The 26,652-nt window shown below is 43.1% G+C and carries 29 protein-coding genes and 1 rRNA gene; 15 read left to right on the forward strand and 15 right to left on the reverse strand.

The window, feature by feature from the left end; genetic code table 11:
- Nucleotides 1-134 precede the first annotated feature (134 nt).
- Nucleotides 135-250 (forward strand): 5S ribosomal RNA (rrf, locus tag GVJ38_RS05795).
- Nucleotides 251-370: 120 nt separating this feature from the next.
- Nucleotides 371-907: a histidine phosphatase family protein gene (locus tag GVJ38_RS05800; protein ID WP_159722233.1), complete on the forward strand. Its 537-nt coding sequence runs from the start codon at nucleotides 371-373 to the stop codon at nucleotides 905-907.
- Nucleotides 908-936: 29 nt separating this feature from the next.
- Here GVJ38_RS05800 and GVJ38_RS05805 read toward each other — a convergent pair whose 3' ends face one another.
- From GVJ38_RS05805 to GVJ38_RS05815, 3 genes are all read right to left on the reverse strand, one after another.
- A complete protein-coding gene (locus tag GVJ38_RS05805) occupies nucleotides 937-1,842 on the reverse strand; it encodes an L-lactate dehydrogenase (RefSeq protein WP_159722234.1) in 906 nt (301 codons plus the stop codon).
- 79 nt (nucleotides 1,843-1,921) lie between these two features.
- The gene (nrdI, locus tag GVJ38_RS05810) at nucleotides 1,922-2,371 is read right to left on the reverse strand and encodes a class Ib ribonucleoside-diphosphate reductase assembly flavoprotein NrdI (RefSeq protein ID WP_159722235.1); all 450 of its coding nucleotides are present in this window, start codon (nucleotides 2,369-2,371) and stop codon (nucleotides 1,922-1,924) included.
- A gap of 512 nt (nucleotides 2,372-2,883) precedes the next feature.
- Nucleotides 2,884-4,038, reverse strand: coding sequence for a hydroxymethylglutaryl-CoA synthase (locus GVJ38_RS05815; protein ID WP_159722236.1), 1,155 nt, complete (start codon nucleotides 4,036-4,038; stop codon nucleotides 2,884-2,886).
- 154 nt (nucleotides 4,039-4,192) lie between these two features.
- Here GVJ38_RS05815 and GVJ38_RS05820 point away from each other — a divergent pair, with 154 nt between their 5' ends.
- Nucleotides 4,193-6,631, forward strand: coding sequence for a hydroxymethylglutaryl-CoA reductase, degradative (locus GVJ38_RS05820; protein ID WP_159722237.1), 2,439 nt, complete (start codon nucleotides 4,193-4,195; stop codon nucleotides 6,629-6,631).
- 68 nt (nucleotides 6,632-6,699) lie between these two features.
- Here the strand turns inward: GVJ38_RS05820 and GVJ38_RS05825 are convergent, their stop codons facing one another.
- From GVJ38_RS05825 to GVJ38_RS05835, 3 genes are all read right to left on the reverse strand, one after another.
- The gene (locus tag GVJ38_RS05825) at nucleotides 6,700-7,767 is read right to left on the reverse strand and encodes an endonuclease/exonuclease/phosphatase family protein (protein ID WP_159722238.1); all 1,068 of its coding nucleotides are present in this window, start codon (nucleotides 7,765-7,767) and stop codon (nucleotides 6,700-6,702) included.
- A 160-nt stretch (nucleotides 7,768-7,927) separates the two neighbouring features.
- Complete coding sequence (locus GVJ38_RS05830) at nucleotides 7,928-8,443, reverse strand: LURP-one-related/scramblase family protein (protein ID WP_159722239.1); 516 nt, start codon at nucleotides 8,441-8,443, stop codon at nucleotides 7,928-7,930.
- A gap of 16 nt (nucleotides 8,444-8,459) precedes the next feature.
- Nucleotides 8,460-9,344 (reverse strand): Cof-type HAD-IIB family hydrolase, encoded by an 885-nt coding sequence (locus tag GVJ38_RS05835; protein WP_159722240.1) that lies wholly within the window; start codon nucleotides 9,342-9,344, stop codon nucleotides 8,460-8,462.
- 116 nt (nucleotides 9,345-9,460) lie between these two features.
- Between GVJ38_RS05835 and GVJ38_RS05840 the strand changes: the two genes are divergently transcribed.
- The 4 genes from GVJ38_RS05840 to GVJ38_RS05855 all read left to right on the forward strand — a co-directional run bounded on the left by GVJ38_RS05840 (nucleotide 9,461) and on the right by GVJ38_RS05855 (nucleotide 12,395).
- Entirely contained in the window at nucleotides 9,461-10,144 is a 684-nt protein-coding gene (locus GVJ38_RS05840) for a uracil-DNA glycosylase (protein WP_159722241.1), read from the forward strand.
- Between the two features lie 151 nt (nucleotides 10,145-10,295).
- Nucleotides 10,296-11,276, forward strand: a complete 981-nt coding sequence (gene pta, locus GVJ38_RS05845; protein WP_159722242.1) for a phosphate acetyltransferase — start codon at nucleotides 10,296-10,298, stop codon at nucleotides 11,274-11,276.
- Nucleotides 11,277-11,421: 145 nt separating this feature from the next.
- Entirely contained in the window at nucleotides 11,422-11,877 is a 456-nt protein-coding gene (gene tsaE / locus GVJ38_RS05850) for a tRNA (adenosine(37)-N6)-threonylcarbamoyltransferase complex ATPase subunit type 1 TsaE (RefSeq protein ID WP_159722243.1), read from the forward strand.
- Nucleotides 11,874-12,395 (forward strand): GNAT family N-acetyltransferase, encoded by a 522-nt coding sequence (locus GVJ38_RS05855; protein WP_159722244.1) that lies wholly within the window; start codon nucleotides 11,874-11,876, stop codon nucleotides 12,393-12,395. Before tsaE ends, GVJ38_RS05855 begins: the two co-directional genes overlap by 4 nt.
- A 98-nt stretch (nucleotides 12,396-12,493) precedes the next feature.
- Here GVJ38_RS05855 and GVJ38_RS05860 read toward each other — a convergent pair whose 3' ends face one another.
- The 5 genes from GVJ38_RS05860 to GVJ38_RS05880 all read right to left on the reverse strand — a co-directional run bounded on the left by GVJ38_RS05860 (nucleotide 12,494) and on the right by GVJ38_RS05880 (nucleotide 15,756).
- On the reverse strand, nucleotides 12,494-13,270 hold the full coding sequence (locus GVJ38_RS05860) for an alpha/beta hydrolase fold domain-containing protein (RefSeq protein ID WP_159722245.1): 777 nt from the start codon (nucleotides 13,268-13,270) through the stop codon (nucleotides 12,494-12,496).
- 9 nt (nucleotides 13,271-13,279) lie between these two features.
- Nucleotides 13,280-13,621 (reverse strand): hypothetical protein, encoded by a 342-nt coding sequence (locus GVJ38_RS05865; protein WP_159722246.1) that lies wholly within the window; start codon nucleotides 13,619-13,621, stop codon nucleotides 13,280-13,282.
- Between the two features lie 33 nt (nucleotides 13,622-13,654).
- Entirely contained in the window at nucleotides 13,655-14,275 is a 621-nt protein-coding gene (locus GVJ38_RS05870; RefSeq protein WP_159722247.1) for a hydrolase, read from the reverse strand.
- Between the two features lie 179 nt (nucleotides 14,276-14,454).
- Complete coding sequence (locus tag GVJ38_RS05875) at nucleotides 14,455-14,988, reverse strand: 3'-5' exonuclease (RefSeq protein ID WP_159722314.1); 534 nt, start codon at nucleotides 14,986-14,988, stop codon at nucleotides 14,455-14,457.
- A 12-nt stretch (nucleotides 14,989-15,000) separates the two neighbouring features.
- Complete coding sequence (locus GVJ38_RS05880) at nucleotides 15,001-15,756, reverse strand: exodeoxyribonuclease III (protein WP_159722248.1); 756 nt, start codon at nucleotides 15,754-15,756, stop codon at nucleotides 15,001-15,003.
- 192 nt (nucleotides 15,757-15,948) lie between these two features.
- Between GVJ38_RS05880 and murB the strand changes: the two genes are divergently transcribed.
- On the forward strand, nucleotides 15,949-16,842 hold the full coding sequence (gene murB, locus GVJ38_RS05885) for a UDP-N-acetylmuramate dehydrogenase (protein ID WP_442896022.1): 894 nt from the start codon (nucleotides 15,949-15,951) through the stop codon (nucleotides 16,840-16,842).
- A gap of 196 nt (nucleotides 16,843-17,038) precedes the next feature.
- Nucleotides 17,039-17,860: a hypothetical protein gene (locus GVJ38_RS05890; protein ID WP_159722250.1), complete on the forward strand. Its 822-nt coding sequence runs from the start codon at nucleotides 17,039-17,041 to the stop codon at nucleotides 17,858-17,860.
- A 61-nt stretch (nucleotides 17,861-17,921) separates the two neighbouring features.
- On the opposite strand, the gene GVJ38_RS05895 is transcribed toward GVJ38_RS05890, so the two are convergent.
- Genes GVJ38_RS05895 through GVJ38_RS05910 form a run of 4 tightly spaced genes read right to left on the reverse strand, consistent with a single transcriptional unit; the run spans nucleotide 17,922 to nucleotide 20,812 of the window.
- Complete coding sequence (locus GVJ38_RS05895) at nucleotides 17,922-18,551, reverse strand: ECF transporter S component (RefSeq protein WP_159722251.1); 630 nt, start codon at nucleotides 18,549-18,551, stop codon at nucleotides 17,922-17,924.
- Nucleotides 18,532-19,101, reverse strand: a complete 570-nt coding sequence (gene coaC / locus GVJ38_RS05900) for a phosphopantothenoylcysteine decarboxylase (RefSeq protein WP_159722252.1) — start codon at nucleotides 19,099-19,101, stop codon at nucleotides 18,532-18,534. The genes GVJ38_RS05895 and coaC overlap by 20 nt, the downstream gene beginning before the upstream one ends.
- Entirely contained in the window at nucleotides 19,098-19,823 is a 726-nt protein-coding gene (locus GVJ38_RS05905; RefSeq protein ID WP_159722253.1) for a phosphopantothenate--cysteine ligase, read from the reverse strand. The genes coaC and GVJ38_RS05905 overlap by 4 nt, the downstream gene beginning before the upstream one ends.
- Nucleotides 19,820-20,812 (reverse strand): acrylyl-CoA reductase family protein, encoded by a 993-nt coding sequence (locus tag GVJ38_RS05910; protein ID WP_159722254.1) that lies wholly within the window; start codon nucleotides 20,810-20,812, stop codon nucleotides 19,820-19,822. The genes GVJ38_RS05905 and GVJ38_RS05910 overlap by 4 nt, the downstream gene beginning before the upstream one ends.
- Before the next feature lie 320 nt (nucleotides 20,813-21,132).
- Between GVJ38_RS05910 and GVJ38_RS05915 the strand changes: the two genes are divergently transcribed.
- The 6 genes from GVJ38_RS05915 to GVJ38_RS05940 all read left to right on the forward strand — a co-directional run bounded on the left by GVJ38_RS05915 (nucleotide 21,133) and on the right by GVJ38_RS05940 (nucleotide 26,597).
- Nucleotides 21,133-21,675 (forward strand): helix-turn-helix domain-containing protein, encoded by a 543-nt coding sequence (locus GVJ38_RS05915; RefSeq protein WP_159722255.1) that lies wholly within the window; start codon nucleotides 21,133-21,135, stop codon nucleotides 21,673-21,675.
- Between the two features lie 11 nt (nucleotides 21,676-21,686).
- Nucleotides 21,687-22,775, forward strand: a complete 1,089-nt coding sequence (locus tag GVJ38_RS05920; RefSeq protein WP_159722256.1) for an ABC transporter ATP-binding protein — start codon at nucleotides 21,687-21,689, stop codon at nucleotides 22,773-22,775.
- A gap of 12 nt (nucleotides 22,776-22,787) precedes the next feature.
- A complete protein-coding gene (locus GVJ38_RS05925; RefSeq protein WP_159722257.1) occupies nucleotides 22,788-23,597 on the forward strand; it encodes an ABC transporter permease in 810 nt (269 codons plus the stop codon).
- The gene (locus GVJ38_RS05930) at nucleotides 23,594-24,433 is read left to right on the forward strand and encodes an ABC transporter permease (protein ID WP_159722258.1); all 840 of its coding nucleotides are present in this window, start codon (nucleotides 23,594-23,596) and stop codon (nucleotides 24,431-24,433) included. Before GVJ38_RS05925 ends, GVJ38_RS05930 begins: the two co-directional genes overlap by 4 nt.
- Nucleotides 24,430-25,500 (forward strand): ABC transporter substrate-binding protein, encoded by a 1,071-nt coding sequence (locus tag GVJ38_RS05935; protein WP_159722259.1) that lies wholly within the window; start codon nucleotides 24,430-24,432, stop codon nucleotides 25,498-25,500. The genes GVJ38_RS05930 and GVJ38_RS05935 overlap by 4 nt, the downstream gene beginning before the upstream one ends.
- A gap of 155 nt (nucleotides 25,501-25,655) precedes the next feature.
- A complete protein-coding gene (locus GVJ38_RS05940) occupies nucleotides 25,656-26,597 on the forward strand; it encodes a zinc-binding dehydrogenase (RefSeq protein ID WP_159722260.1) in 942 nt (313 codons plus the stop codon).
- Nucleotides 26,598-26,652: the final 55 nt, after the last annotated feature.

A 26,652-nucleotide genomic window follows, 5' to 3' on the forward strand; every position in this document is an offset into this window, starting at 1 on the left:
GGTCAGGAGTGGAAGTGCAGTGATGCATGGAGCGGACTGATACTAATCGATCGAGGACTTAACCAAAATGATTTTCGGTTGTTTAAAGTTTCTGAATCCAGTTTTGAGTGAACGAAGTTTACTCAATTAAATAGTGTGGTGGCGATAGCATGAAGGATACACCTGTTCCCATGTCGAACACAGAAGTTAAGCTTCTTAGCGCCGATCGTAGTGAGGGGTTGCCCCTTGTGAGAGTAGGACGTCGCCACGCAACGTAAGTCATTCAGTGAAAGCTGCATGACTTTTTTTATTTCGAATTCACTGTTTGCCTTGATTTTCCAGCAACAGCTTTGCTATAATCGAGCAATGTGAAAGAAAGAGGGAGATTTAGTTGCTTTATGTCGCACGACATGGACAAACGACGTGGAATGTTGCCGAGTTGATTTCTGGGTTATCGGATGTCCCTTTAACAGAAGTAGGACAGCAACAAGCAAAAGAGCTAGCCGAAGAAGTGAGTCGTTTGGAACAACCGATTACAAAAATTATCCATTCACCTTTAAAACGCGCGAAAGATACGGCTCAAGCGGTAGCAGATAAGAATCATTTGCCAATGATCGCTGACGAGCGTTTGGTGGAGATGAACTATGGTGATTTTGATGGGATGCCACAATCGACACCTGCGTTTCAAAAAGCTCGAGTACAATTCGCTAAACGTTTTCCAAACGGAGAATCCGTATTAGATATTTATGCTCGCGTGGTGCCGCTCTTAGAAGAAGTTTTAGCCGATGAAGCGAATACGTATTTATTAGTTTGTCATAATGGATTGATCCGCGCTATTCGGAATTATTTTGAGCCTTTAGAAAATGCGGAATTTTTCAAATTACGGACCCCGAATGCTACTTTAGTTCCATTAGAAAAAAAGCGCTGATCAAAAAGAAACTGATCAACGCTTTTTTGTTAGATCGAAGCATGCATTTGTTTGATCGTTTCGATCGTATGCTGCCATTTTTCTTGTTCAGCTGAGGTCAATTGTAAGGTGAAATCTTGACTGACCCCACCGGCACCGACGATAGCGGGATGTCCAGCATAGCAACCATCTGCTGCACTGTAATTGGAGACCGGCAAGATCATCCGACTATTCGTAAGGATGGCTTCTGCAACGATAGCCGCTTGGTTTGCGATACCATAAGAAGTATAACCTTTACCAGCAAACGTGACCCATCCGCCATCACGAGCATCGTGATCAAATTTTTCTAGTTGCGCGGGTGTGTAATTTTCTGTAATTGGTTTTCCAGCCACTCTAACGCTGGACCAAGCAACAAACTGTGAATTGCCGTGTTCACCGATCACGTAGCCCTCGATCGTATTCGGATGTAAGTTCAAATTTTTACCAACAGCGTGTTTCATCCGCGCAGAATCTAAAGTCGTCCCCGTACCGATCACTTGATTTTTAGGTAAACCAGTTAATTCTTGTAAATACTGAGTAACGACATCGCAGGGATTTGTGATGTCGAGCAATACGCCGTTAAATCCAGATGCTTTGATTTTTGGTGCCCATTCAGCTACAACAGTTTTTGTGTAATTTAATTCGGCAAAACGATCGGTCGTTCCTTGTAAAATCGTGATGTCACCAGCTGAAAAAATGATCAAATCACAATCACTTAATTCACGTTCATCACTCGGTAAGATCTCGACCCAACCGTTTTGGCCCACTTGACCATCGATTAAGTCATTGACCTCTGCATTGATCTTTTTTTCATTATGATCAAAAAAGACAAGTTGATCCACTAATTGACGGGCGATCAATGTATAGGCAACCGTGCTGCCTACATGTCCCAGTCCAATGATAGCTGCTTTTTTCATTTCGAAGCATCTCCTTTTCTTCATTAAAAAAAGCATGGACCTCTTCAGGGAGTTTGTCAACTAAAAAATGAGAAATGTTTTAATTCTGATTGGCTGTTTTTAATAATTGATAAATTCGTTCCAAGTCAGCCGTTGTTCCCCGTAATTCATAATCTGCAAGAAAAGGAAAATCAAATTGTGCCGCATATTGTTTAGCGGTTAAACAGTACTGGCGATTAAAATTTTTGTTGCCACTACCGATGACACCTAAACAATAGCGATAATTGTTTTGATAATCTAAATAGTCACGTAAAACATCCGTCAAAATTTCTACATCTCCATTGTCGACACCGTTACCACCTTCTAAATAAGTCGGGACCATCGCAAAAAAATTTTCGGTCTCAACTTCAAAAGGCGAGTTGTCATCGATCTCTTTTAAAGTGATCGTAGGAGCAGTAGGATCAGTTGTTTGCTGAGCTGCAGCATATTCGGCTAAACGTTTTGCAAATGAACGCGTGTTGCCGGAAATAGAAATATAAATCAGTTTCATGGGAAAAACTCCTTTTGCTAAAAATAGATCGCCAGTGGCTTCAAAAAAATATTATAGCACTCTTTCGTTAAGTTGCTGAAAGAAAAAATTTGGCTACTCCGAATGTAAACGATTGCAAAAAATTAGCGGACATGGTATAAAATAAGTGTAAGGGGTAGTAATCCCGTAAGTTGTAGGATACAGCAAGGTGGGTGGAGGCACTCATCGACAGGAAGTGCTGTAATGGCAGAAAGGAAGTAGGGATTTTGAAGACTCCTTACCAAGGAAATCAGGTCTAGCAAGGAAGAGAAGATGTAGACAGACAGAACCATTTTCTCCCACCAGATGGTAATGATCAAAAGATAATGTGATGGACGCATTGATTATGCACGACCGCAACGCTATCAAAAAATGTAATAGATAGCAAAATGTGCGGCTACCATTTAACTTGCTAGACTATTTTTGTGCGAAAAAAAGCTCAGCCGAAACTTTCGGTTGAGCTTTTACTAGTTGGTAATTAGTTGTTCACGAAGTTATGCTTCACGATAATAACGAATATCTCCGCTGATTTTTTTGATTGCAAAACTGCTAGTGTCATCAAATTCATAAGTTCCGCCATCTGCAGGGAGCTTTTGTTTGAACAATGTTTCGTATTCCGTGAGTGTCAATTTTTTTCGTTGGGCTAGAAGAGCTTCATTTTCCGCTATCAGCAGTGATCGTTTGAAGTCTGGCTCGACGATCAATGAGAAAAATTCGCTGACTGCTCCTGAGCCGTAACTAAATAATCCGATTCGGTCGCCGGCTTTTAATGTGCCGTGATCTAATAATGAGCATAAGCCCAAATATAATGAGCCCGTGTACAAGTTCCCGACTTTGCGGCTATAAGTGATGGCATGCTCGTATTGCGCCATTAAACGGTCTTGATCAGCAGTCGACATTTCTAGTGCGATTGCCGCGAAAGCTTTCCGCCCCATTTTTGTGTAAGGTAAATGGAAAGTTAGTGCAGCATAATCACTTGCGGTGCGCTGATTCAATTTTTTATTTGCTTCCCAGACTTTGACAAAAGACTCGACATAGATCTCATTAGATAAATGTCCGTCAACGAGGGGATAATCATGTCCAGCCGGCCGCCAAAAATCATAAACATCTTCTGCATAATAAACCGAATCATCTGCAAAACGTAAAATCTTCGGTTCAGCACTGACTAACATCGCGACCGCACCGCAGCCTTGGGTCGGTTCACCTGGAGTAGCGAGTCCGTATTTTGCGATGTCTGCTGCGATCACAAGAACTTTTTTATCAGGATGGCAAGCCACAAAATCATGAGCTTGTTGCAAAGCCGCCGTTCCACCGTAGCAGGCGTGTTTGATCTCGTAAGTTCGAGCATAAGGTTGGATACCAAGCAAGTGATGAATGCTGACAGCAGCCGATTTTGAAAAGTCATGAGCGGACTCGGTACCAACGATCACCATGGCGATTTGTTTTTTGTCGGTGTCACTCACGATTCGTTGTGCTGCGTTTGCTCCCAGTGTTACGATATCTTGAGTGTAAGGGAGGACCGCCATTTGGTCTTGGCCTAATCCGATATGAAATTTATTTGGATCGACTTGCCGCGCTTGAGCTAAGTCGGTCATTTCGACATAATTATTTGGTACATGAAAGGCGATTTTTTCAATCCCGATCTTCATCATATTCCTCCTTGTGTCGTCCACTAGTGGCGATTTCTTTCCTTCTGTAATATAGCATATGTCTTCAAATAAACTCAATTTTCTTAAGAAATTATAAAACTCTCTGTGCTATACTCTAGCCCGGTCTTTAATCGAAATCATTGGAGGTGCCACCTTGGAAGAGGTAGTCATTTTAAGTGCCGTCAGAACACCGATCGGCAAATATAAAGGAAAATTAGCAAGTTTTTCAGCTGTTACTTTAGGCCAGCTTGTGGTCGAAGAAAGTCTGCGGCGGGCGCAAATCAACGGTCGTGATGTGGGGCAAGTCTTGTTTGGAAATGTTTTACAGGCAGGCAATGGTCAAAATGTTGCGCGCCAAGTTGCGTTAAATGCCGGACTTCCAGTTGAAACACCGGCTACTACGATCAATGAAGTTTGCGGTTCAGGTATGAAAGCTTTGATTTACGGCATGCAGCAGATCCAGTTGGGGCAAGCCGAAGTAGTCGTGGCTGGCGGGACTGAAAGCATGTCGCAAGCAGGAAACGTTTCAAAATTCGATTATGAAAAACAAGCGTGGCAAGCACCTTTTTCTAGCATGCTCTATGACGGTTTGACAGATGCCTTTAGTCAGCAGCATATGGGTTTGACGGCAGAAAAAGTCGCGGAGACATTTCAAGTGAGTCGCCAAGTGCAAGATGAATTTGCTTATACGTCGCAAAAAAAAGCTGCTGCTGCCGCGGCAGACGGAAAATTTGATGCGGAGATCGTTCCCGTCTTATTACCCGATGGCAGTTGGTTTGCTCAAGATGAGAGTATTCGACCTGAGACGACGGTAGAAAAAATCAGCACACTGCAGCCAGTATTCAAAGCGGATGGAACCGTGACAGCTGCTAACGCCTCGACGTTAAACGATGGCGCTTCGGCGTTAGTTTTAGCGGCTAAAAGTTATGCACTTGCGCACGAGTTGCCTTATTTAGCGACGATCTCAGGCTACAGCGAAGTCGGGATCGATCCTAGTATCATGGGTGTCGCACCGATCACTGCGATCGAAAAATTATTAGCTACCCAACAAAAAACGACCGCGGAGATCGATTTATTTCAAATCAACGAGGCGTTTGCTTCTGCTTCGGTTGTAGTGCAAGACAGATTGCAATTACCAGCTGAAAAAGTTAATTTATACGGTGGCGCGATCGCTTTGGGACATCCTATCGGGGCAACGGGTGCTCGCATCGTAACGACCTTGTTATCAGAATTGCAGCAATTAGATAAACAAACTGGGATCGCTTCATTATGTATTGGCGGTGGCCTCGGGCTTGCGCTATTGATCACACGCCCAGAAACGAAAACCAATGCGCAGAAATTTTATCAATTGACGACTGCCGAACGGTTGGCACATTTAGTAGCTGAAAAAAAAATCACGGCAGCTGAAGCAGCGAAATTGGATCAGACGAGTTTATCGGATACGGTAGCCACTCATTTGATCGAAAATAAAATCAGTGAAGCGGAGATCCCGTTAGGTCTTGCCCAAAATTTTGTGGTGAATGGAAAAGAATATGTGATCCCGATGGCGACGGAAGAGCCTTCTGTCATTGCCGCTGCCAGTAATGGCGCGCGTTTTTTTGCCGGCGGACTTAAAGCTGCTTCAAACGATCGCCAAATGATCGGACAGATCGTATTGCAAGCTGTCAAAGATCAAGCCAAGGTTAGCGCCACATTGAAAGAACATGAAGCGGAGATCTTTGCTGCTGCTAAGGCCGCTTATCCGTCAATTGTTGCGCGCGGCGGTGGTTTGACGGCGTTGCGTTTTCGCGAATTTCCAGCGAACTTTTTATCCCTCGATCTTTTAGTCGATGTCAAAGATGCGATGGGAGCGAATATTTTAAATACGATTTTAGAAGGCGTGGCGGAGAAAATTCGCGGGTGGTTACCAGAACAAACTATTTTATTTAGTATTTTAAGTAACTATGCTACCGAAACCACCGTCACAGCTCAAGGCAAGATCCCACTTTCAAAATTGCACCCAAAACCAGAAAAAGCGCAACTGATCGCGGAAAAAATCGTGGCTGCCAGTCACTTTGCACAACTTGATCCTTACCGTGCTGTGACCCACAACAAAGGTATTATGAACGGCATTGATGCGGTCGTTTTAGCAACGGGAAATGACACCCGTCAAGTTGCTGCCGGGTGCCACGCTTATGCTGCTAGAGATGGTCGCTACCGTGGGCTTGCGCAATGGGAGATCCAGAAAGATCAATTAGTTGGCGAGATGGAGATCCCGTTAGCGATCGCTTGCGTAGGGGGCGCGACAAAAATTTTACCTAAAGCGCAGTTGAGTTTGAAATTATTGGCGGTTACTTCAGCCGCGGAATTAGCGGAAGTGATCGCTGCTGTAGGCTTGGCGCAAAATTTTGCAGCCTTAAAAGCGCTGGTGACAGAAGGCATCCAAAAAGGTCATATGAGTTTGCAAAGTCGCAGCTTAGCCATGAGTGCGGGAGCTACTGGAGCAGAGATCGAGCTGATCAGTGAACAATTAAAACAAGCGCCCCAAATGAATCTAACCATTGCTGAAAATCTCTTGTACCAATTACGCCAAAAAAATAGCAGACTTAAATAAAGCGACAAGTACGCGCCAGCTAGTAATTTAACTGGCGCGTACTTTTTTTGTGATTAAAAAGAAGTGCTTTAGTGCAAACTAAACGTCATTTCGACCGGATTATGATCTGAATAAGCAAAGCCGGTGTCACGGACGCGGACAGTTTTGACCGTGATGTTGTCGGAAACGAAAAAACCGTCGATCAGTGTGACTAGCGTGTGGCCTTTGCGATAAGGTTCGTTCAAATTTCGCGCAGAAGGGATTTTTGCTTGGGCTAAGTTGCTTTGTGGCTGCGTGAACTCTACCGGTAGTTGTTGTGTCGGAAATGGATGCGTCCAACTGAGACGTTGGTGACTCGTATGGAAAACTTGGGGACTATTTCCTAGCAAATCATGGTTAAAGTCTCCAGCTACTAGCACATAGTTACCTTTTTTGGCTTCTGCAGACATGAACGTAAAAAGTTTATCCAGCTGAGCTTGTTGGATCTTTTTATTTTTCGTGTAAGCTGATAAATGCGTATTGATCGCAATCAAGTATCGACCATTTTTGACTGGCAAGACGGAAGCCGTAAAGGCGCGATCTAAGTCAAAAAATTTATTGAAATCCGTTTCGATCGGTAATGAGTAGCGGCGGCTCTGGCTGATTGTTGTGCGGCTTAACGTCACTAAACCTGATTTTGCTTTCCCAATCGGTTCGGTCAACGGATAAAATAAATAGCTGGAATCATAATTTTGACCGTAAACACTCGCGTAGTCGGGAAACGCGTTTTTTAATCGCTGGACTTCATTCACATGTCGCGAGCGATCACCAGCTTGATCAACTTCTTGATAAAAGGCGAGTGTCGGGTCGATTTGTTGGGTCGTTTGGATGATACCGTTGAGATTTTGCCGAACGACTTGTTTGCTCGTTGCGCGCGCTTTTTTTCCACCGTCCATGAAAAAACTATAATTTGGCGGGTAAGAACCATAGCCGATATTATACGTCATGGCGCGATAGGTTTTATCTTTGACTAGCTGTGAACGCGGGGAAGTATGAACGGCGAGCTGCTGTTCAGCGGGTAAGCGGTGATAGCTGAGAAATAAATAGCCGATATAACAAACTAATAGTAAAAGTACCGCGGTAAAAATCCCGATAAAAAAGCGAAAAATTTTTTTCAAACTGAAAACTCCTTGACTACTATTTTTAGGATAATGAACGTTTTGAAATAAACCAGCAAAAAACGATCTCATAATCAGATCAATGAGATCGTTTTGGTTATCGAAGTTTTAGTGCTTTTGGGGAAACAGAGCATTTTCAAACTGAGCGGCGACTGGCTGGCTACTCAGCTGAAAAACGGATCTGTAAACTAGGCTTCCGATCTTTTTTACGATTGTAAAGCCAGTAGTCCATGATCGCGGCGATACAAATACAGATGGGCGCGTCACTTGTTTGTGTGACATCAAGCACGTAATAATCGCCCGTCAGCAGTGTTGCTTTGTCCATCGTCATCACGCGATCATTAAAATGGTTGATTGCATAGCGATGCTGGTAAATATTGCCATGGACAGCCCAGTTAAGTTGTTTGATGTAATAAAAATCACCGGGCCAGTTGAAGATCTTATGTAGTGTACCGACTTTAGCTTGCCCTTGATAGATCTCAAATTTACGTCCGAAGATCACGCTAGCTTGTTTGATGGAGGCCACGATCTCGCCGCTCATAGCATAAAGCGACAAGACATTTCCTTTGCGGCCCCAATGTCCCACTAGTAAAAAAAGGGAGCGTCCATCGGCATCTTTGACGATCGTTCGGGTGGCGGTACTTAAATGGTTTTCTTGAATAAAAAATTCTGTCATGTTTCGTCACCACCCTTTATGGATTGAAAGAGGGACCATTTTGGGCTAATACGTATTCAATCGCTTGTGCCACACCGTTTTCTTCATTAGTTGCGGTATAATTGGTTGCGATTTGTTTGACTTCAGGTGCGGCATTGCCCATCGCAAAACTTGTTTTAGCATAGCTCAGCATACTGATGTCATTTAAATTATCACCGATCGCCATGATCTCGTCAGCGGTCAAGCCTTTTGATTCAGCGTAATGAGCTAGCGCGATCCCTTTTTGCGCATCTTGATGATTGATCTCAAGGTTCGTTTCTTCCGATGACGTAACGGCTAGTCCGCCTAGTGCGTGAAGTTTTTCTCTGATAGGCGCTAAGTGTTCAGGCCCGATTTTGTCAAAGGCGATGATCTTCAACACTTCTTCATCAGCTGCTAGGACTTGCTGTTGGATATTTTCCACATAGGTGAGAGGAAGTTTCAACATTTCTTTGGAAGTGGTTGCGATCGCTTGTTTTTTAGTCAGTTGTGGCATGATCTCTTGGGCGCGATCCGCAAAAAAATCGATCCGAAATGCTTGGTTCTGGGAATAAACATGTTCGTCGGTAAAAATCTCATAATAAATCTGTTGTGCGTCTAATAAATCTAAAATTTGAAAGGCTTTTTCCCGTTCGATCGGCGCAGCAAAGACTGTTTTTCCCGCTTCATCGATGATCCGAGCACCATTTAATAAAATCATCGGGACGTGGATGTCGGCATGATCGAGTGCAGATTTAGCGTGGGCGATACCGCGTCCAGTAGCTGTGATAAATTCGATGCCAGCTGCTTGGGCTTGTTTTACCGCAGCGATATTTTTTTCAGGGACTTCCATCGCGTGATTTAGCAATGTACCGTCCATATCAGAAGCAATTAATTTGATCAAATTCTTTCACCTAACTTTCTTCTCGTTCTTAGTTAGTGTACCATATTCTCTAAACAGGTAAAGCCGACTAAACGGTTTCTTCATAAACTTTTGGGTCTGCTAAAGGAGTGTTACGAGTGAAAACGATTTTACACAATGACTGGCAAGAAATCTTAGCACCAGAATTTCAAAAACCTTACTATTTACAGCTGCGTGAATTTTTAAAACAGGAATACGCGACGCAAAAGATCCATCCTGACATGTATCATATTTTTGAGGCGCTGGAACTTACACCGTTTCACGCTGTCAAAGTCGTCATCTTAGGCCAAGATCCCTACCACGGATATAATCAAGCCCACGGTCTATCTTTTTCAGTTCAACCAGGAGTGAAAGTGCCGCCGTCTTTGCGCAATATTTACCAAGAATTGCAATTGGATCTGGGGATTCCACCTGTTGCACATGGGAATCTGACTAGTTGGGCCAAACAAGGTGTTTTATTATTGAACACGGTACTGACAGTTCGGGAAGGTCAGGCATACTCCCATCGCGGACATGGTTGGGAACAGTTGACTGATGTCATCATTGAAAAATTGAACGCTCGAACACAACCGATCGTGTTTATTTTGTGGGGTCGACCTGCACAAGAAAAAATCAAGATGATTGATACGACGAAACACGCGATCATCAAGTCGCCACATCCGTCACCATTATCAGCGCATCGCGGCTTTTTTGGCTCGCGCCCGTTTTCAAAAACCAATCAAATTTTGCAAGATTGGGGTGAAGCACCGATCGATTGGCAACTGCCTGAAACAGTAGAGTGAGACAGCGCTTTCTGTTATAGGTACAATTTATGAAAAGAACGCTATTTCTTTTATAACAGATTTGTCATGGTGATACAGTAAAATTATTCTGTTGTTTTTCTAGGAAATGTTGTATGATAGGAAAGTAAACATTTACAGGAGGGATTTAACAGTGGAATTATTTGACAGTTTGAAATTCAAAATCGTACGCCGCAACATCAAAATCGCATTTCCAGAAGCGACGGATGCGCGGATTTTAGGTGCCGCAGCTCGCATGAAATCAGAAGAACTTGTGGAACCGGTTTTAATCGGGAATCCAGCTGAGATCAAAAAAGCTGCCGATGCACGGGGAGTCCAATTAGAAAACTTTGAAGTCATCGATCCAGATAACTTTGATCGTTGGGATGAAATGGTTGACGCGTTTGTTGAACGTCGGAAGGGTAAAGCGACAAAAGAGCAAGCCGAAAAAATCTTAAAAGATGAAAATTATTTTGGTACGATGTTGACTTACATGGGGATCACTGGCGGAATGGTGTCAGGTGCGATCCATTCAACTGGCGATACTGTTCGTCCCGCACTTCAGATCATCAAAACAAAACCAGGTGTGAGCCGGACTAGCGGTGCCTTTTTAATGGTCCGTGGTCGTGATCAAGAACGTTACTTGTTCTCAGATTGTGCGATTAATGTGAATCCAAATGCTCAAGAGTTGGCAGAAATCGCGATTGATTCTGCTCGGACAGCCGAGTTATTTGATATTGAACCAAAAGTTGCCATGTTAAGCTTTTCAACAAAAGGTTCTGCTAAATCACCAGAAGTCGATAAAGTCGTAGAAGCTACGAAGATCGCCAAAGAAATGGCGCCTGATATCGTTTTAGATGGTGAATTGCAATTTGACGCTTCGTATGTCGCAAACGTTGCGCAATTAAAAGCGCCGCATTCAGAAGTTGCGGGTAAAGCAACCGTCTTCGTCTTCCCAGAATTACAATCAGGAAATATCGGTTACAAGATTGCTCAACGTTTAGGAAACTTCGAAGCAATCGGCCCAATCTTGCAAGGTTTGAACAAACCAGTATCTGACCTTTCTCGTGGTGCCAATGAAGAAGATGTCTATAAACTTTCCATCATCACAGCTGCTCAAACATTGATGGATTAAAAAATCGACCCAGACCGCTCATCAAATCCGATGAGCGGTTTTTTTTTGCTAAAACAAAATGGTGGTCCGTCGCATTATTCGTACACTTTCCTTTTTTTTAGAGAATCGGTATACTGAACAAGATGATGCGAGAGGAGCAAATGAAATGGAAATAAAAAATGTAGCGGCAATGGAAGCGTTGGGCGAAGCAATCGGGCGAGCAGCGCACCCCAGTGATAATTTGATCTTGACGGGAGACTTAGGCGCCGGTAAAACCACACTTGCTAAAGGTATCGCGCGTGGACTAGGGATTGGGCAGATGATCAAAAGTCCGACTTACACGATCATTCGTGAGTACCAACAAGGCCGCATTCCGCTTTATCACATGGATGTTTATCGAATCACACAAGGCGCTGATGATCTTGGATTAGATGATTATTTTGAAGGGGATGGCCTCAGTGTGATCGAGTGGGGCAATCAGCTGGCAGAATTTAAACCATTGGATTATTTGGAGCTTACCATTACAAAAACAACAACTGAAACGCGCAGTGTAACGTTAACAGCTTTTGGTGAACAAGCCGAAGCATTTAAAAAGCGAATTCAACAAGAGGTGACACGATGAGCGATGTATCAATCACGATCCGTGAGGCGATCCCAGCTGACGCCGCCGAGATTTTAGCTGTGATGAAACAATTAAGTAGGGAAACGGATTTTTTAGTGTTAGATGAAGTCGGCATGCAATTGACGCCAGAGCTGTTGGCGTTAAACTTAGCAGATATTTATGAAAGTGAGAATAATTTACTGTTACTGGCATTAGCTGATGAAAAAATCATCGGAACAGCTTCGGTTAAGGCGGCAGTCGATCCGTCTGTTGCCCATATCGGTGAAATCGGGATCAGTATTTTAAAAGCTTACTGGGGCATCGGACTCGGTAGTGCACTCTTAGAAGAAATTATCGTGTGGGCTCAAGCAAGCGGTGTGATTCGACGTTTGGAATTGACCGTTCAAGTTCGCAACACACGTGCTATCGGATTGTATCAAAAATTTGATTTTGTCAAAGAAGGCACCTTGGCGCGAGGTGTCCGAAGCGCAGAAGGTGAATTTTTGCCAGTGGATTTAATGCGGCGCTTGATCGATTAGCTGTGAAACAATTTAGAGCGAAAAAAAGTCTGAGCCTACGCAATTTAGCAAGCTCAGACTTTTTTATTTTTTCGTTTATCTTTTAACAAAGCGCTAGTTTAATCTATTTTGAACAAATTTTGTTTCACAAAAAGTAAAGCTTGGGGATAAGCTGTTGATAAGTAGCCTTCACCATGGGCGCTGCCGGGGATCAACTGAGTCACCGTTTCAATTTGTTCTTGGCTCAGTGCGTGTTGTAATTTGAATACACCACTTAAAGGAACGAATTCATTTAATGAATTAGCCAAGAAAAGTGGTCCGCTCGTTTTGGTGACGCGTTGCAACGGATCGGCTTGAGTAAGTAACGCTTCATCTCCAGCTACATAGTTTAAGACGAACCATTTATAAAACGGATCATTGGCACCATCTTGATCGATTTTACTAGAAGCTTTTCGATCGAAATGCTGTTCTTGATTCATCGCAGCGACGACATCTTCATGTTGAGAGACCCAATCGATTAAATCGATGATCCCCGACCAAGAGACCGCGGGAATGCCTTTTTGCAGCGCCAATTCAATGGCAAGGTTGCCGCCTGCTGATGAGCCCCATGCGGCGAGTTTTCCTTTGAACTGTGGAAAATTTGTCAGTGTCCATTGGTAAACATTTAGCAAGTCCATCACTGGTGCAGGATACAGATTTTGTGGTGCCAAGCGATAGTTTGGGACGATCACCGTAAAGTCCTCTGCTACTAATTTTTCTGCTAAATGCTGATCTTTTTGTTTATCTCCACGAAACCAGCCGCCACCGTGGATCAAAATAATCCCGGCTTTTGCGTGGGAAGCTTCATAAACGTCTAATGCTGATTGATTTTTTTCATCATAAACGACTGTTTGCATCACGTTCACCTACTTTAATTGTTCCAATTCTTTTAAGACGGCTAATAACTCATCGTGGGCTTGTTCATAGTCGTCAAGCTGAGTAGCGAATTTTTCATTGAAGCCTTCTAAGCCGTCCATCGCAAACGCTGCTTCATAAGGATAAACAGCTTGATAGGCTTTTGTGAAGCGTTCATAAAGTTCGGTTTTTTCTGCTAACTGCAATGCGATTTGGATTGTTTTGAAATCAGTATAAGCTAACTCAAATTGAACGGCCCAGCGTCGCATGAATTCATGCTGATTTTGAATATGCCGGAAATGATGTTCAGTGGTCCATTGTAAATTAGTTACAGATGCTGCGATTTCTAACATTTCACTCACTTCTTTCATCGTGACTGTGACTGACTAAACTAATTTCAAAAAGATTCCTTTATCTTGCATCGCTTTGACAAATTTCGGTACGTTTTCAGTCCTGTCCCAATCCCGTTGGAACTCACAGGCTAATTGCGCAAAACTAGTTAATTGAGCGCCAGCTTGTTCCATGCGCCGCAATGCAGTTTCATGGGCGATCTTGCTCGTTCCACCAACGGCATCGACAACCGGATAGACTTCATAGCCTTCTTTTAAGGCATCTAGCGCAGGGAAGGTCAAACAAGCTTCCGTCCAAAGTGCGGCGATAATAATTTTTTTGCGGCCAGTCTTGACTACCGCATCATAAAAATCTTGGTCTTCCCAAGCATTGATGGAAGTCCGATCATAGCTCGTTTCATTTTCTAATAAGGCTTTTAATTGTGGGATCGTATCTTGATTGCGGCCGGTAGCCACGTTAACGGTAGAAAGAATCACTGGTACGTCATAAGCTTTCATCAAGCCAGTCACCGCCGTGATATTTTCAATCAGTTCATGACGGTCCATCGAGTTGATGGAGTTGATCTGGGTAGGTTGATAATCAATTAAGACAAAGACACTGTTTTCAGGCGCTAATAATTCATCTTTTTGTGGGTCGCGCGGTGCTTTACTAGTCATTTTTACATCATCCTTTCTTTGATCAACCTCAGAGTACTGCTTTTACTAATAAAAAGAAAGTTAAACGCTTTTTACATTCTGATTCGGTAAAAAAACTAGAAAATAAGCAGCTAAAATGACTTTTTCAAACAAAAAAGCAGACGAGCTCGAAATTTTTTCTTCACTCATCTGCTACTATTTTATTGCGGTAAGACTAATTTTTTTAACGGCTCAATGCCAAATCGTTTTTCTTGTGTAAGTAAAATCTTTGCACACGCTCGGCTGTCTTCTAGCGCATCATGGTGATGGTCTAATGGAATCTGTAATTGTTCACAGACCGTGTTCAGCCGATGGTTAACAAAATTTGGATAAAGCTTACGGCTGGTCCGCACGGTACATAAAGATAAGTAATGAGGTTGCGGGATGTCATAATAAGCTAAACACCCAGCCAAGACTTTCGTATCAAAACCAGCATTGTGAGCCACGATTAACCGATTGGCTTGATAATATTTTTCGATCTCGCGCCAGACAGTTGGAAACTTCGGAGCATCAGCTACATCTTTTTCGTGGATGCCGTGGATCTGGATATTTTTCCAAAAAAAGTCGGTCTCCGGTTTGATGAGGGAATAATATTCGCCGACGATCTGGCTGTCTTTGACCATCACCAGTGCGAGGGAACAGGCGCTGTGTGGTTCGTAAGTCGCCGTCTCAAAATCCATTGCGATGAAATTCAGAGAAAACACCTCCTATAAATTGATCTCTAGTTCCACTGGACAGTGGTCGCTGCCGGTGATATCGGTTAAGATCTTCGCGTCAACCAATTGATCAGCTAAACGTTTTGAAACGACAAAGTAATCGATTCGCCACCCCGCATTGTTTTGACGCGCGTGGAAACGATAGCTCCACCATGAATAAACGCCCGTTGTCTCGGGATAAAAATAGCGGAAAGTATCCAAGTAGCCAGCAGCCAATAATTCAGTGAATTTTTCGCGTTCTTGTGGGGTGAAGCCCGCATTTTTTTGATTGGTCTTCCAGTTTTTTAGATCGATCTTTTCATGGGCGACATTGAGGTCACCACAAAAGATCACCGGTTTTTGAGCATTCAATTGATTGAGGTACTGTAAAAAAGCACGTTCCCACTCCATTCGGTAATCCAAACGTTTTAGTTCGCTTTGAGAATTAGGCGTGTAACAAGTCACGACAAAATAATTTTCATATTCTAACGTGATCAAACGTCCTTCTTGATCATGTTCCGGAATCCCCATACCGTAAGTTACGTGAAGCGGTTCATATTTAGTAAAGATCGCGGTCCCGGAATAACCTTTCTTTTCGGCGTAGTTCCAATATTGAAAATAACCGGGCAAGTCTAATTCGATTTGACCCGCTTGTAGTTTCGTTTCTTGCAAACAGAAAAAATCAGCATCTAATTGGGTAAAGACTTCCATAAAATTCTTTTTAACGATGGCTCGCAAACCATTGACGTTCCACGAGATGAGTTTCAAAAAAATTCCTCCTCTAACTAGCATCGCTCTCATTGTAAAACACTTCTGGCAAAATGCCAAAGCTTGCACGCTTCCTTTAGCGAAAAAGTAAAAAATAGCAACTGTGTTTTTGGTCAGAGGTGGCGAGAATAAATCTCGCGTGCTAAAATAGTTGAGACGCTACAAGAAAGGATCAGGATTGTGAAAAAAGAGATGTTGACAAAAGAACTTCCAACTGTGAAATTATTATTCGATGAACCGTTGATGAATTATACTTTTACGAAAACCGGGGGACCGGCTGACGTATTAGCTTTTCCTAAAAATAATCAAGAGGTCAAAGCATTGCTAGACTTTGCTCGTGCGCAAGATTTGCCTTGGCTTGTCCTAGGGAATGCCAGCAATTTGATCGTTCGCGATGGTGGAATTCGTGGAATCGTGATCATGTTGACTGATATGACCGAGATCAAAGCTGCAGGAAATCTTGTGACAGCCCAAGCTGGTGCGAAGCTGATCGACACCACCTATGTCGCATTGGATCATTCATTAGCTGGTTTTGAATTTGCGTGCGGTATCCCCGGCAGCATCGGTGGGGCGGTCTTCATGAATGCAGGAGCTTATGATGGACAGTTGCAAGATGTCTTTCAGTCAGCTGAGATTTTATTGGCTGATGGAACGATCGAAACGTGGACGAGCGAGCAGATGAATTTTGCATATCGGCATTCAGCGGTTCAAGATCAACCAGCGATCGTGTTAAGTGCCACGTTTGAATTAACACTGGGTGACCATGATCAAATCGAAAAACGGATGACTGAATTGACCGAGTTGCGGCAATTGAAACAGCCGTTAGAGTATCCTTCTTGTGGCAGTGTGTTCAAACGCCCAGTGGGACATTTCACTGGTAAATTGATCCAAGAAGCCGGCTTGCAAGGCTTAAAATGGGGCGGCGCGCAAATCTCAGAAAAACACGCGGGCTTCATTGTAAATATTGATCACGCAACAGCAACAGACTACATCGAATTGATCGCGCACATTCAACAAGTGATCAAAGAAAAATTTGATGTGACTTTGGAAACCGAAGTCCGAATCATTGGTGAAGAACCAAAATAAAAAAATCAGGAGTCAGACGCAACATCAGTCAGGCTCCTGATTTTTATTTTTTCCGAGTAAGCAATTGTTAAGCGTTCTCATAATGAAACTGCCAAAAATATTCGAACCTTGATGAATAATTGATGTTTTTTATTTTGTTTTTTCCTGTATCTTAAATGAGAAGAGCAAAGCAGTAACTTTTTAGGAGGAGCAGGAGATGAAACACGAACTTCGTTTAGTAGTGGCAACAATCGGCTTAGCAAGTATGGTGGGGATCAGTCAGGTTCAAACGGCACAAGCAGCTGAAACTCAGACGATCAACACCGGTATCGGGTTCCGTTATGAGGTAAACTTAGAGTTGCCGAAAAAAATTACCGTGGGAGACCAAGGAAACGTAAACTATCAAATCAAGCCAGTTGGTGGAGTGGAAACGACCGGCACAGTTGATTTTCATGCAGAAAATGATCCAGTGTTTGAGATCAAAGGTGATACATGGCGAGCCGTTCGCGCAGGCGAGACAACTCTGGCTCCTGAAACGAAACTTTCCGAAAAAACCAAACAACTTTTAATTAAAAAATATGGCGGCTATTCCGTAGAAGATGTCGCGCAAATCATTCCAGTCAAAGTCGAACCCAAAACTCAGTCTGTTTACCGCTTGTATAATCCACAGTCAGGCGAACATTTTTACACGACCAACGGAGCTGAAAGAGATCAACTAGCTCAAATCGGCTGGAACTTTGAAGGAACATCATGGCAATCGTATCAAGGTGGTATCCCAATTTATCGCGTTTACAATCCAAATGCAGGCGACCATCATTATACATTAGATAAAAGTGAAGTCGATCATCTAGTGGCTAATGGCTGGCGATCAGAAGGAATCAGCTTCTATTCCGCTGATAGCAAAAATGTTGGCGTCTACCGCGTCTACAATCCAAATGCTAAAGCTGGGGCCCATCACTATACGTTAGATCAAAAAGAACAACAAGCGTTGACGAACGCCGGCTGGCAATCAGAAGGCATTTCATGGTATGAAGAATAAAATAAAAATCCGTAGCTCAGCTTTTGAGTTACGGATTTTTTTAAATATCAGCGAGCATAAGCTAGTTCGCACGTTTCAATAAACGTAATAAAACCGCACAGACACCCATTGTCGCGATCCCAGCAACGATTGCTTCCACTAGACCACTACCAAAGATGACACTTAAGATCACGGTGTAAACGGTCTGCGCAGCAACTTGCACTGTGTGAGCATAACTGTCTTTAAAAAAGAAAAAAATCAAATTCATGACGAGGATCGTGTTAGTCAGTGAACCCGCTACGCCAGCGATAAATAAACTGACAGTCTGAGCTTTTTGCTTTAATAAACGCGCCATGATGCGATAGACGAAATAAGGCACGATCCCGATCAAAATTCGCGGAAGGATCGCAACGATCACCGCTCGCCAGTCGCCGTGTCCAGTCAATGGGTTGGCGATAAACGGTGAAAAGGCAAATGACATCGGCGTGATGATCACCGTTGAACGGATCAAACTGATCACGCCAAAAATCCCTCCGAGACTGGCACCGATCTTAGGACCTAAGATGATCGACGCGATGATCACGGGGATGTGCATCGTCGTTGCGTTGATGGGACCAATCGGAATAAAGCCTAACGGAGTCACGGCTAAGATGATCAAGATTGCTAAAAAAAGTGCCGTCAAGGTGAAATCTTTAACTTTCAGATTTTTCATCAGTCGACTCCTTTAACGCCGCTAAACTTTGTTCGACGATCGTATCGATCGTCGCCAAGGCTCCACGACCATAATCGCGACAAGCTAGTAAGGCTTCACGGGGAATGATCTCTTCGTAACCAGCGACTTCTTTTAAGGTGGTAAGATTTTTTTGCGTGATCGGATTTTGATACATGTAAGTGTTCATGGCCGGCGCGATCAATTTAGGCGTGGTAGGTAACAAAGCTAATGCCACTGTCGAAAGTAGATCATCTGCGATCCCGTTGGCTAATTTACCGATGCTATTAGCCGAAGCTGGGGCGACTAAAAAAAGATCGGCACGTTTAGCTAAATCGATATGATTGATGACAGCGGGTTTGTTTTCGGTCATGACATCTAAATGAACAGGTCGATGTGATAACGATTGTAAAGTCAACGGCGTGATGAATTTAGTCGCGTTTTGAGTCATCACCACATCGACTTGATAACCTAGCTTAGTCAATTGATTGGTGAGGTCAGCTGCTTTGTAAGCGGAGATACTGCCGCTGACACCTAATAAAATTGTTTTCACTTTTTTTCCTCCAATGCTAAAACTTCTTGGGCGATCAAGTCTGCGATCTCGGTTTTCGTTTGCGCTTTTTTGACTTGATTGTCACGATTGAGCAAAAAGCCGGGATGATGTTCACCGGAAATTTGTGCTAAGTCGTTGGCTAAAATAAAATCAGCCTGATTTTTCACTAAACTTTGGTGAGCGACATCTAATAATTTGACTAGTGGAACATCAACTAATAATTTAAAACCGACTAAGATCGTAGCGGGCTGCAGCTCCTTGATCAACGCGATGATCTTTGGATTCTTTTTTAAAATAAGAACTAAATGATCCGTATCAGACGAGATTTTTTTCTCAGTTCGTCGTTTAGCTTGAGTAGCCAAAGCTTGGGCCAAGTCGGCTGGCTGTTGGGCAGTCACTTGTTCTAATTCAGCTAACGTGACTGAGCTTTCCGGGGTGAAATCACTCACGGCCATACTGTGGATCACCGCGGTATAGTTATTTTTAGTTAGTAAGTCAGTTATCGTGTGGGCTAAATCAGCGGTGGATTCGATCATATGAAAGGTGATGGCTTCCGCTTGAGGTAAAACGGCTTGCTGGGTAGTCACATAATCGATCGTAGCCCCGCTTTTTGCAAATCGTTCAGCGATCGCTTTACCTAATCGTCCTGTCGAGTGATTCGTAATCGAACGAACGTCATCGATCTTTTCTGACGTTCCACCGGCAGTGATCAAAATTTTCATCGCGTCATTCCTCCTAAGTGAATAAGTGTGCGGCCGACATGTTGTCCTGCAAGTAAATCGGCAATCGTCGCCGACAGTTCCGTTAATTTGATCTCATTGACTTGTAACGCTGCAGGAACTGACCATAAAGTCGCCATTTTTTCCCATAAGCGAGTTCGTGTTTCCAAATTTGCTTCCACTGAATCAATTCCTAATAAATTGACGCTTCGTAAAATAAACGGCAAGACAGTTGTTTCAAATTTGATCCCGCCAGCATTACCGCATAAAGCTAAACTGCCGCCGTAAGAAATCAGCGGTAATAGCTGACTTAATTGCGTGCCGCCAACGGTATCGATCACAAAATCAAATTGTTGCTTTGCGAGTGGTTTCGTTTTTTCTGGTAAGTCGGTTGGCGATAAAATAGTAGTCGCGCCTAGACGTTTCAAATAATCAGCCTGCTCTGTTTTACGCGTTAACGCAATGATCGTTTTAACGCCTTGGGCTTGCAAAAAGCTGATCGCAAAATTCGCTACACCACCGGTTGCACCCGTTACCAAAACACGGCTAGTTTTAGTCAAACCATGTTGCTCCAATGCATCGACAGCTAGTGCCGCAGTAAAACCTGCCGTTCCAAAAGTCATCGCTTGTTTAGGACTTAACGTTTGGGGCAATGCTACGAGCCAATCAGCTGGGACGACCGCTAATTCAGTCCAACCACCATCAGCGGCCACACCAAAACCAAAGCCTGTGACTAGCACTGCTTGTCCTACTTTGAAACGATCGTCTTGGCTAGCGATGATCGTTCCGGCTGCGTCGATTCCTGGTGTGATGGGATAAGTCCGAACGACACCGGTGTTGGCTCGGGTCGCCAGTGCGTCTTTATAATTGATTCCTGAATACGCGACTTGTAACAAAACTTCACCTGCTGCAAGTTCCGGTTGTTCAAAATCTTCAACGAGCGTTCTGATCGGATCATCAGCAACGACTCGAAAACGTTTGTAAGTTGTCATCTAAAGGCTCCTTTCATTTATTTTATGATAGCGGAAACGAGCAAAAATGCAACTTCTGATGATCGATTTTTGAGTTAGAAAGCATTTTTTTGAACCGATCAAAAAATGACTAAACAATTGTTGCTAGCCAAACGTGTTGATCGGCTTAAGAGCCGGTTCTGAAATCGACGGAGCAGCTACGCTTTTCTAAGAAAAAATTAACCTTACTTGAAATCTAGCAACTTTTTCGTATACTTGACTGGTGCTATTAAACTTCTAGTTTACTATTGTTAAACAAGTAACGACTATGAATGAACAGTTGGCTTAAAGGAGGTAACCGGATGGAGATCGGAGAAAAATTGAAAAATCTGCGCATCCAAAAAAATTTGACCCAAGAAGAGTTAGGTGAACGAACTGGATTGTCAAAAGGCTATATCTCGCAGTTGGAACGCGATTTGAGCTCCCCTTCACTGGAAACTTTTTTTGCCATCCTAGAGGTGCTAGGTGTAACGCCAGAAGGTTTTTTCAGTCAAAAAATCGGGGAACAAAAGATTTTATATACGCAACAAGATGCTCAATCTTTTACCGATGATGAGCACGGGTATCACATCACCTGGCTGATCACCGAATCGAATGAAAAAGAAATGGAGCCGATCTTATTGACGCTCGCAAAAGGTGGCCAATATAAACAATTCACGCCTTCGCTTTCGGAAACATTCATCTACGTGTTAAAAGGTGCGATCTCGTTGCAATTTGGCACCGAAAATTATCTCGCTAAAGCTGGTGAGAGTATTTATTATGAAGCGACGAAGCCTCACCGTCTGCAAAATGAAACGAGTGGCCAAAGCCAAGTGCTGATCGTCGCCACGGAATCTTATTTATAGGAAGTGATCAAATGACAAGTCCAATTATTTCGTTTGAAAAAGTCGTCAAAGCGTATGATGACGATGAACCAGTTTTGAAAAAAGTCAGCTTCGAGATCGAAGAAGGCCGCTTTTATACATTGCTCGGACCTTCTGGCTGTGGGAAGACGACGATCTTGCGGATCATTGCCGGCTTTACGGAAGTCAGTGAAGGGGACATTTATTTTGAAGGCAAACGGATGAATGATATCCCAGCCAACAAACGCCAAGTGAATACAGTCTTTCAAGATTACGCGCTCTTTCCTCACATGAATGTTTTTGACAATGTCGCGTTTGGTTTGAAGATCAAAAAGATGCCCAAAAAAGAAATCGCAAAAAAAGTAACGGAAGCGTTGAAATTAGTTCAGCTGCCTGGTTATGAAAATCGGGAGATCACCGAGATGTCTGGCGGACAGCGACAACGGATCGCGATCGCCCGCGCCATTGTCAATGAACCTAAGATCTTATTACTAGACGAGCCGCTTTCGGCATTGGATCTAAAATTGCGGACGGACATGCAATATGAATTGCGTGAGTTACAAAAACGCCTCGGGATCACTTTTATTTTTGTGACCCATGACCAAGAAGAAGCACTCGCTATGAGTGATGAGATTTTTGTCATGAACAAAGGCAAGATCGTCCAATCCGGCAGTCCAGTCGATATTTACGACGAACCCATCAATCATTTTGTAGCTGATTTTGTTGGTGAAAGCAATATCGTAGCCGGTGAAATGCTCGCGGATTACCAAGTGAAATTTGTCGGCAAAGTGTTTGAGTGTGTCGATGGCGGCATGAAACCTAATGAACCCGTGGAAGTCGTGTTGCGGCCAGAAGATTTGACCATGACGACACCCGAAAAAGGGAAATTGGTCGTCACAGTCGAAACCCAATTGTTCCGGGGAGTCCATTACGAGATTTTAGGTGTCGATGAAGATGGCAATGAGTGGATGGTCCATTCGACCAAAAAAGCCAAAGAAGGCAGCAAAGTCGGTCTATCATTTGAGCCCGAAGACATTCACGTCATGCGCTTTAATGAAACCGAAGCTGAATTTGATGCCCGGCTTGAAAGTTATGAAGAGTAGGGAGGCGATCAAATGAAAAATATGCGCCGCCTGTATTCGATTCCGTATTATTTTTGGTTGCTCTTTTTTGTGATCGCACCGGTGATCTTGATCATTTATCAATCCTTTTTTGATCTCAATGGTCAGTTTACTTTGAGCAATTACCAAACATATCTGACTTCAAAAACGTATTTGATGATGACGTTAAACTCCGTCTTGTTCGCGTTTTTGATCACCTTAGTCACCTTACTGATCAGTTATCCGACCGCCTATTTTTTAGCGCGGGTAAAACACCGACAACTTCTTTTATTACTTGTCGTGTTGCCAACTTGGATCAATTTATTATTAAAAGCGTATGCCTTTATCGGGATTTTTAGTGCTCACGGGTCTGTCAATGACTTTTTGAGTTTCATCGGAATCGGACCAAAGCAGCTATTATTTACCGATTTTAGTTTTATGTTCGTCGCAGCTTATATCGAGTTGCCGTTTATGATCATGCCGATTTTCAATGCGTTAGAAGAGATCAATCCGACGCTTATTTCTGCCAGTCGTGATCTAGGCGCGAATAACGTGGCGACATTTCGCCGGGTGATCTTCCCGCTTTCATTAAACGGTGTGAAAAGTGGCGTGCAAGCAGTTTTCATCCCGTCACTCTCACTATTCATGCTGACGCGCTTGATCGGCGGGAATCGTGTGATCACATTAGGGACTGCGATCGAAGAACATTTTCTCGTAACGCAAAATTGGGGCATGGGTTCAACGATCGGTGTGATCTTGATCGTCGCGATGTTTATCGTGATGCTGTTGACCGGTGAAAAACGTAAAGGAGGACGTGCTAAATGAAAAAACATTTTTCTTGGTCGAATCTTTATTTGATCGCCGTCTTCATTTTGTTGTACGTGCCGATTTTTTATTTGATCTATTATTCATTTAACGCTGGTGGCAATATGACCAAATTCACCGGCTTTACCTTCGAACATTACCAAACTTTATTTTCTGACACCCGTTTGATCGGGATCGTATTGCAAACGTTCATCTTGGCTTTTTTAGCCGCACTTTTAGCGACGCTGATCGGAACGTTTGGGGCGATGTCGATCTATTACACGAAAAAGCATCGGTCTTCATTGTTAGGCTTGAATAATATTTTAATGGTTTCCCCAGATGTCATTATCGGGGCCAGCTTTTTGATTTTATTCACCATGTTAGGGAGTGTGTTGAAAAATTTTCAGCTGGGCTTTGTCAGCGTCTTGCTGTCTCACATTGCCTTTAGTATCCCGATCGTCGTCTTGATGGTCTTGCCAAAAATGCAAGAGATGAACGATTCGATGGTGGATGCTGCCCGCGATTTGGGCGCGAATAATGTTCAAGTGCTAGGGAATATCGTCTTACCGTATTTGACTCCTGGAATCATCGCGGGCTATTTTATGGCGTTTACTTACTCGTTAGATGATTTTGCTGTGACCTTTTTTGTAACGGGGAATGGTTTTTCAACGTTATCTGTAGAAATCTATTCGCGCGCGCGGCAAGGGATCAGTTTGGAGATCAATGCCTTGTCGACGTTAGTCTTTTTATTCTCGCTGATCTTGGTAGTGGGGTATTATTTCATCAGCCAAGATAATTTATCGAAAAAACGCCGCAAACGCAAACGTGAATTCGAGGAGGTGGCACGCTTAAAATGAAAAAATTACGTTCACTTTTCATCGGTGTCATCGCCATTATTTTACTGCTGACGTTGGCCTTGACGCAATTGAATAAAAAAGCTAACACGAGCACGAATGTCTTGAATATTTACAATTGGGGCGATTATATCGATCCTGAGCTCCTCAAAAAATTTGAAAAAGAATACGGCTATAAAGTCAACTATGAAACCTTTGATTCCAATGAAGCGATGGAAGCTAAAATCAAACAAGGCGGGACCGCTTATGATATTACGATCCCCAGTGAATATATGATCCAAAAAATGAAAAAAGAAAATTTGTTGGAGCCGTTAGATCATAACAAAATCAAAGGACTCAACAATCTTGATCCACGTTTTTTAAATCAAGCTTTTGATCAAAACAATCGCTATTCAGTGCCGTATTTTTGGGGGACTTTGGGGATCGTCTACAACGATCAAATGATCGCACCAGATAAGATCCAACATTGGAATGATCTGTGGCGGCCTGAGTTGAAAAACAATGTGATGCTGATCGATGGTGCTCGTGAAGTCCTCGGCTTGTCACTCAACAGCTTAGGCTACTCCTTGAATACGAAAAATAAACAACAACTGGAACAAGCAACCCGCAAACTTTCAGGCTTGACGGGCAATGTCAAAGCGATCGTGGCTGACGAGATCAAAATGTACATGATCAACAACGAAAGTGCGGTGGCGGTCACCTTTTCTGGCGTAGCAGCTGACATGATGGCGCAAAACAAACACTTGCACTATGTCATTCCACCTGAAGGCTCCAATCTGTGGTTTGACAATATCGTCATTCCTAAAACGGTGAAAAATCGGAAGGGCGCTTACGACTTTATCAATTTTATGTTGAAACCAGAAAACGCTAAACAAAATGCTGAATACATCGGGTATGCAACCCCGAATAAAAAAGCGCGGGCTTTGTTACCAAAATCTGTTTCAAACGATCCGCAATTTTATCCTGATGATCAGACATTGAAACATTTAGAAGTCTACCAAGATCTTGGGCCCAAATATTTAGGGATCTACAACGATCTGTATTTGGAATTTAAAATGTATCGGAAATAAAAAGCAGGACGGACAAACTGAATCAAGGTTTGTCCGTCCTTTTTAGTGAAAGATTGGTTGAGTTAAGACGTAACTTTCATTAAAACAATTAGCTGGCTTCATTTTTGTATCCGATTTCATTTTGATGCATAATGAATAAAAAGGAAGTGTGCAAGATGCAAGCAGTAGTTTTAGAAACTTTTGGTAGTTCTGCTGGCTTTAATTTAGTCGAACGTCCGATTCCGCGAGCTCGTCCGGGTTGGTCTGTAATCAAAAATCAAGCGTTTGGATTAAATCGCGCGGAACTTTATACTCGTTTGGGACAATCGCCAGATGTTAGTTTGCCGCGCGTTTTAGGGATCGAAGCAGTCGGTGAGATCGAAGAAACGGTTGATGGAAAGCTACCAGTAGGGACAAAAGTTATGACGCTGATGGGTGGCTTGGGACGTCAGTTTGATGGTAGTTACGAAGAGTATTTAGCCGTTCCGAATGATCAAATCTATCCGTTAACTGTGACGGACACATGGGAGCAGCTGGCGACGATTCCAGAAAGTGGTTACACCGCTTACGGGTCATTGAAGGTAGCGAATATCAAAGCAGGTCAAAAAGTTTTAGTGCGCGGCGGGACTTCAACTGTTGGATTGGCAACATTGAGTTTTTTGCGATTTTTGGAAACGGAAGTGACTGCGACTTCGCGTCAAATAAAAAGAGCGTCTGACTTGTTGGATTTAGGCGCCGACTATTTTGTCTTAGAAAAAGCTGGCAAATTGCAAACTGAAGTAACTTACGATGCGATCATTGATTTTGTGGGAGTAAAAACATTACGAGATTCATTGCAGCATTTAAAACCTGGTGGGGTGCATGTAGTGACTGGGGGACTTGCTAACACGTGGGAACTGCCAAACTTCTCACCTTTTGAAATTCCTTCTGGAGCGTACTTATCAAATTTTCAATCAACTGTTGTAGATGTAAACTTGCTTTCTGAACTACAGACATTTATCACGCAGCATCAGTTACGTTTTAAGATCGGTGCGGTTTTTTCGTTAAGTGACATGAAACATGCGCAAGATGTCTTACAAGCAGGAGACGTGTTGGGAAAATTAGTGGTGCGGGTTTAAGAAGTATTAGTAAAATAATCAATTCATACAGTCATCTTTAAAAAGGAAAAGCGTC

Source organism: Enterococcus sp. CSURQ0835, from assembly GCF_902706605.1.
GTDB lineage: Bacteria > Bacillota > Bacilli > Lactobacillales > Enterococcaceae > Enterococcus_A.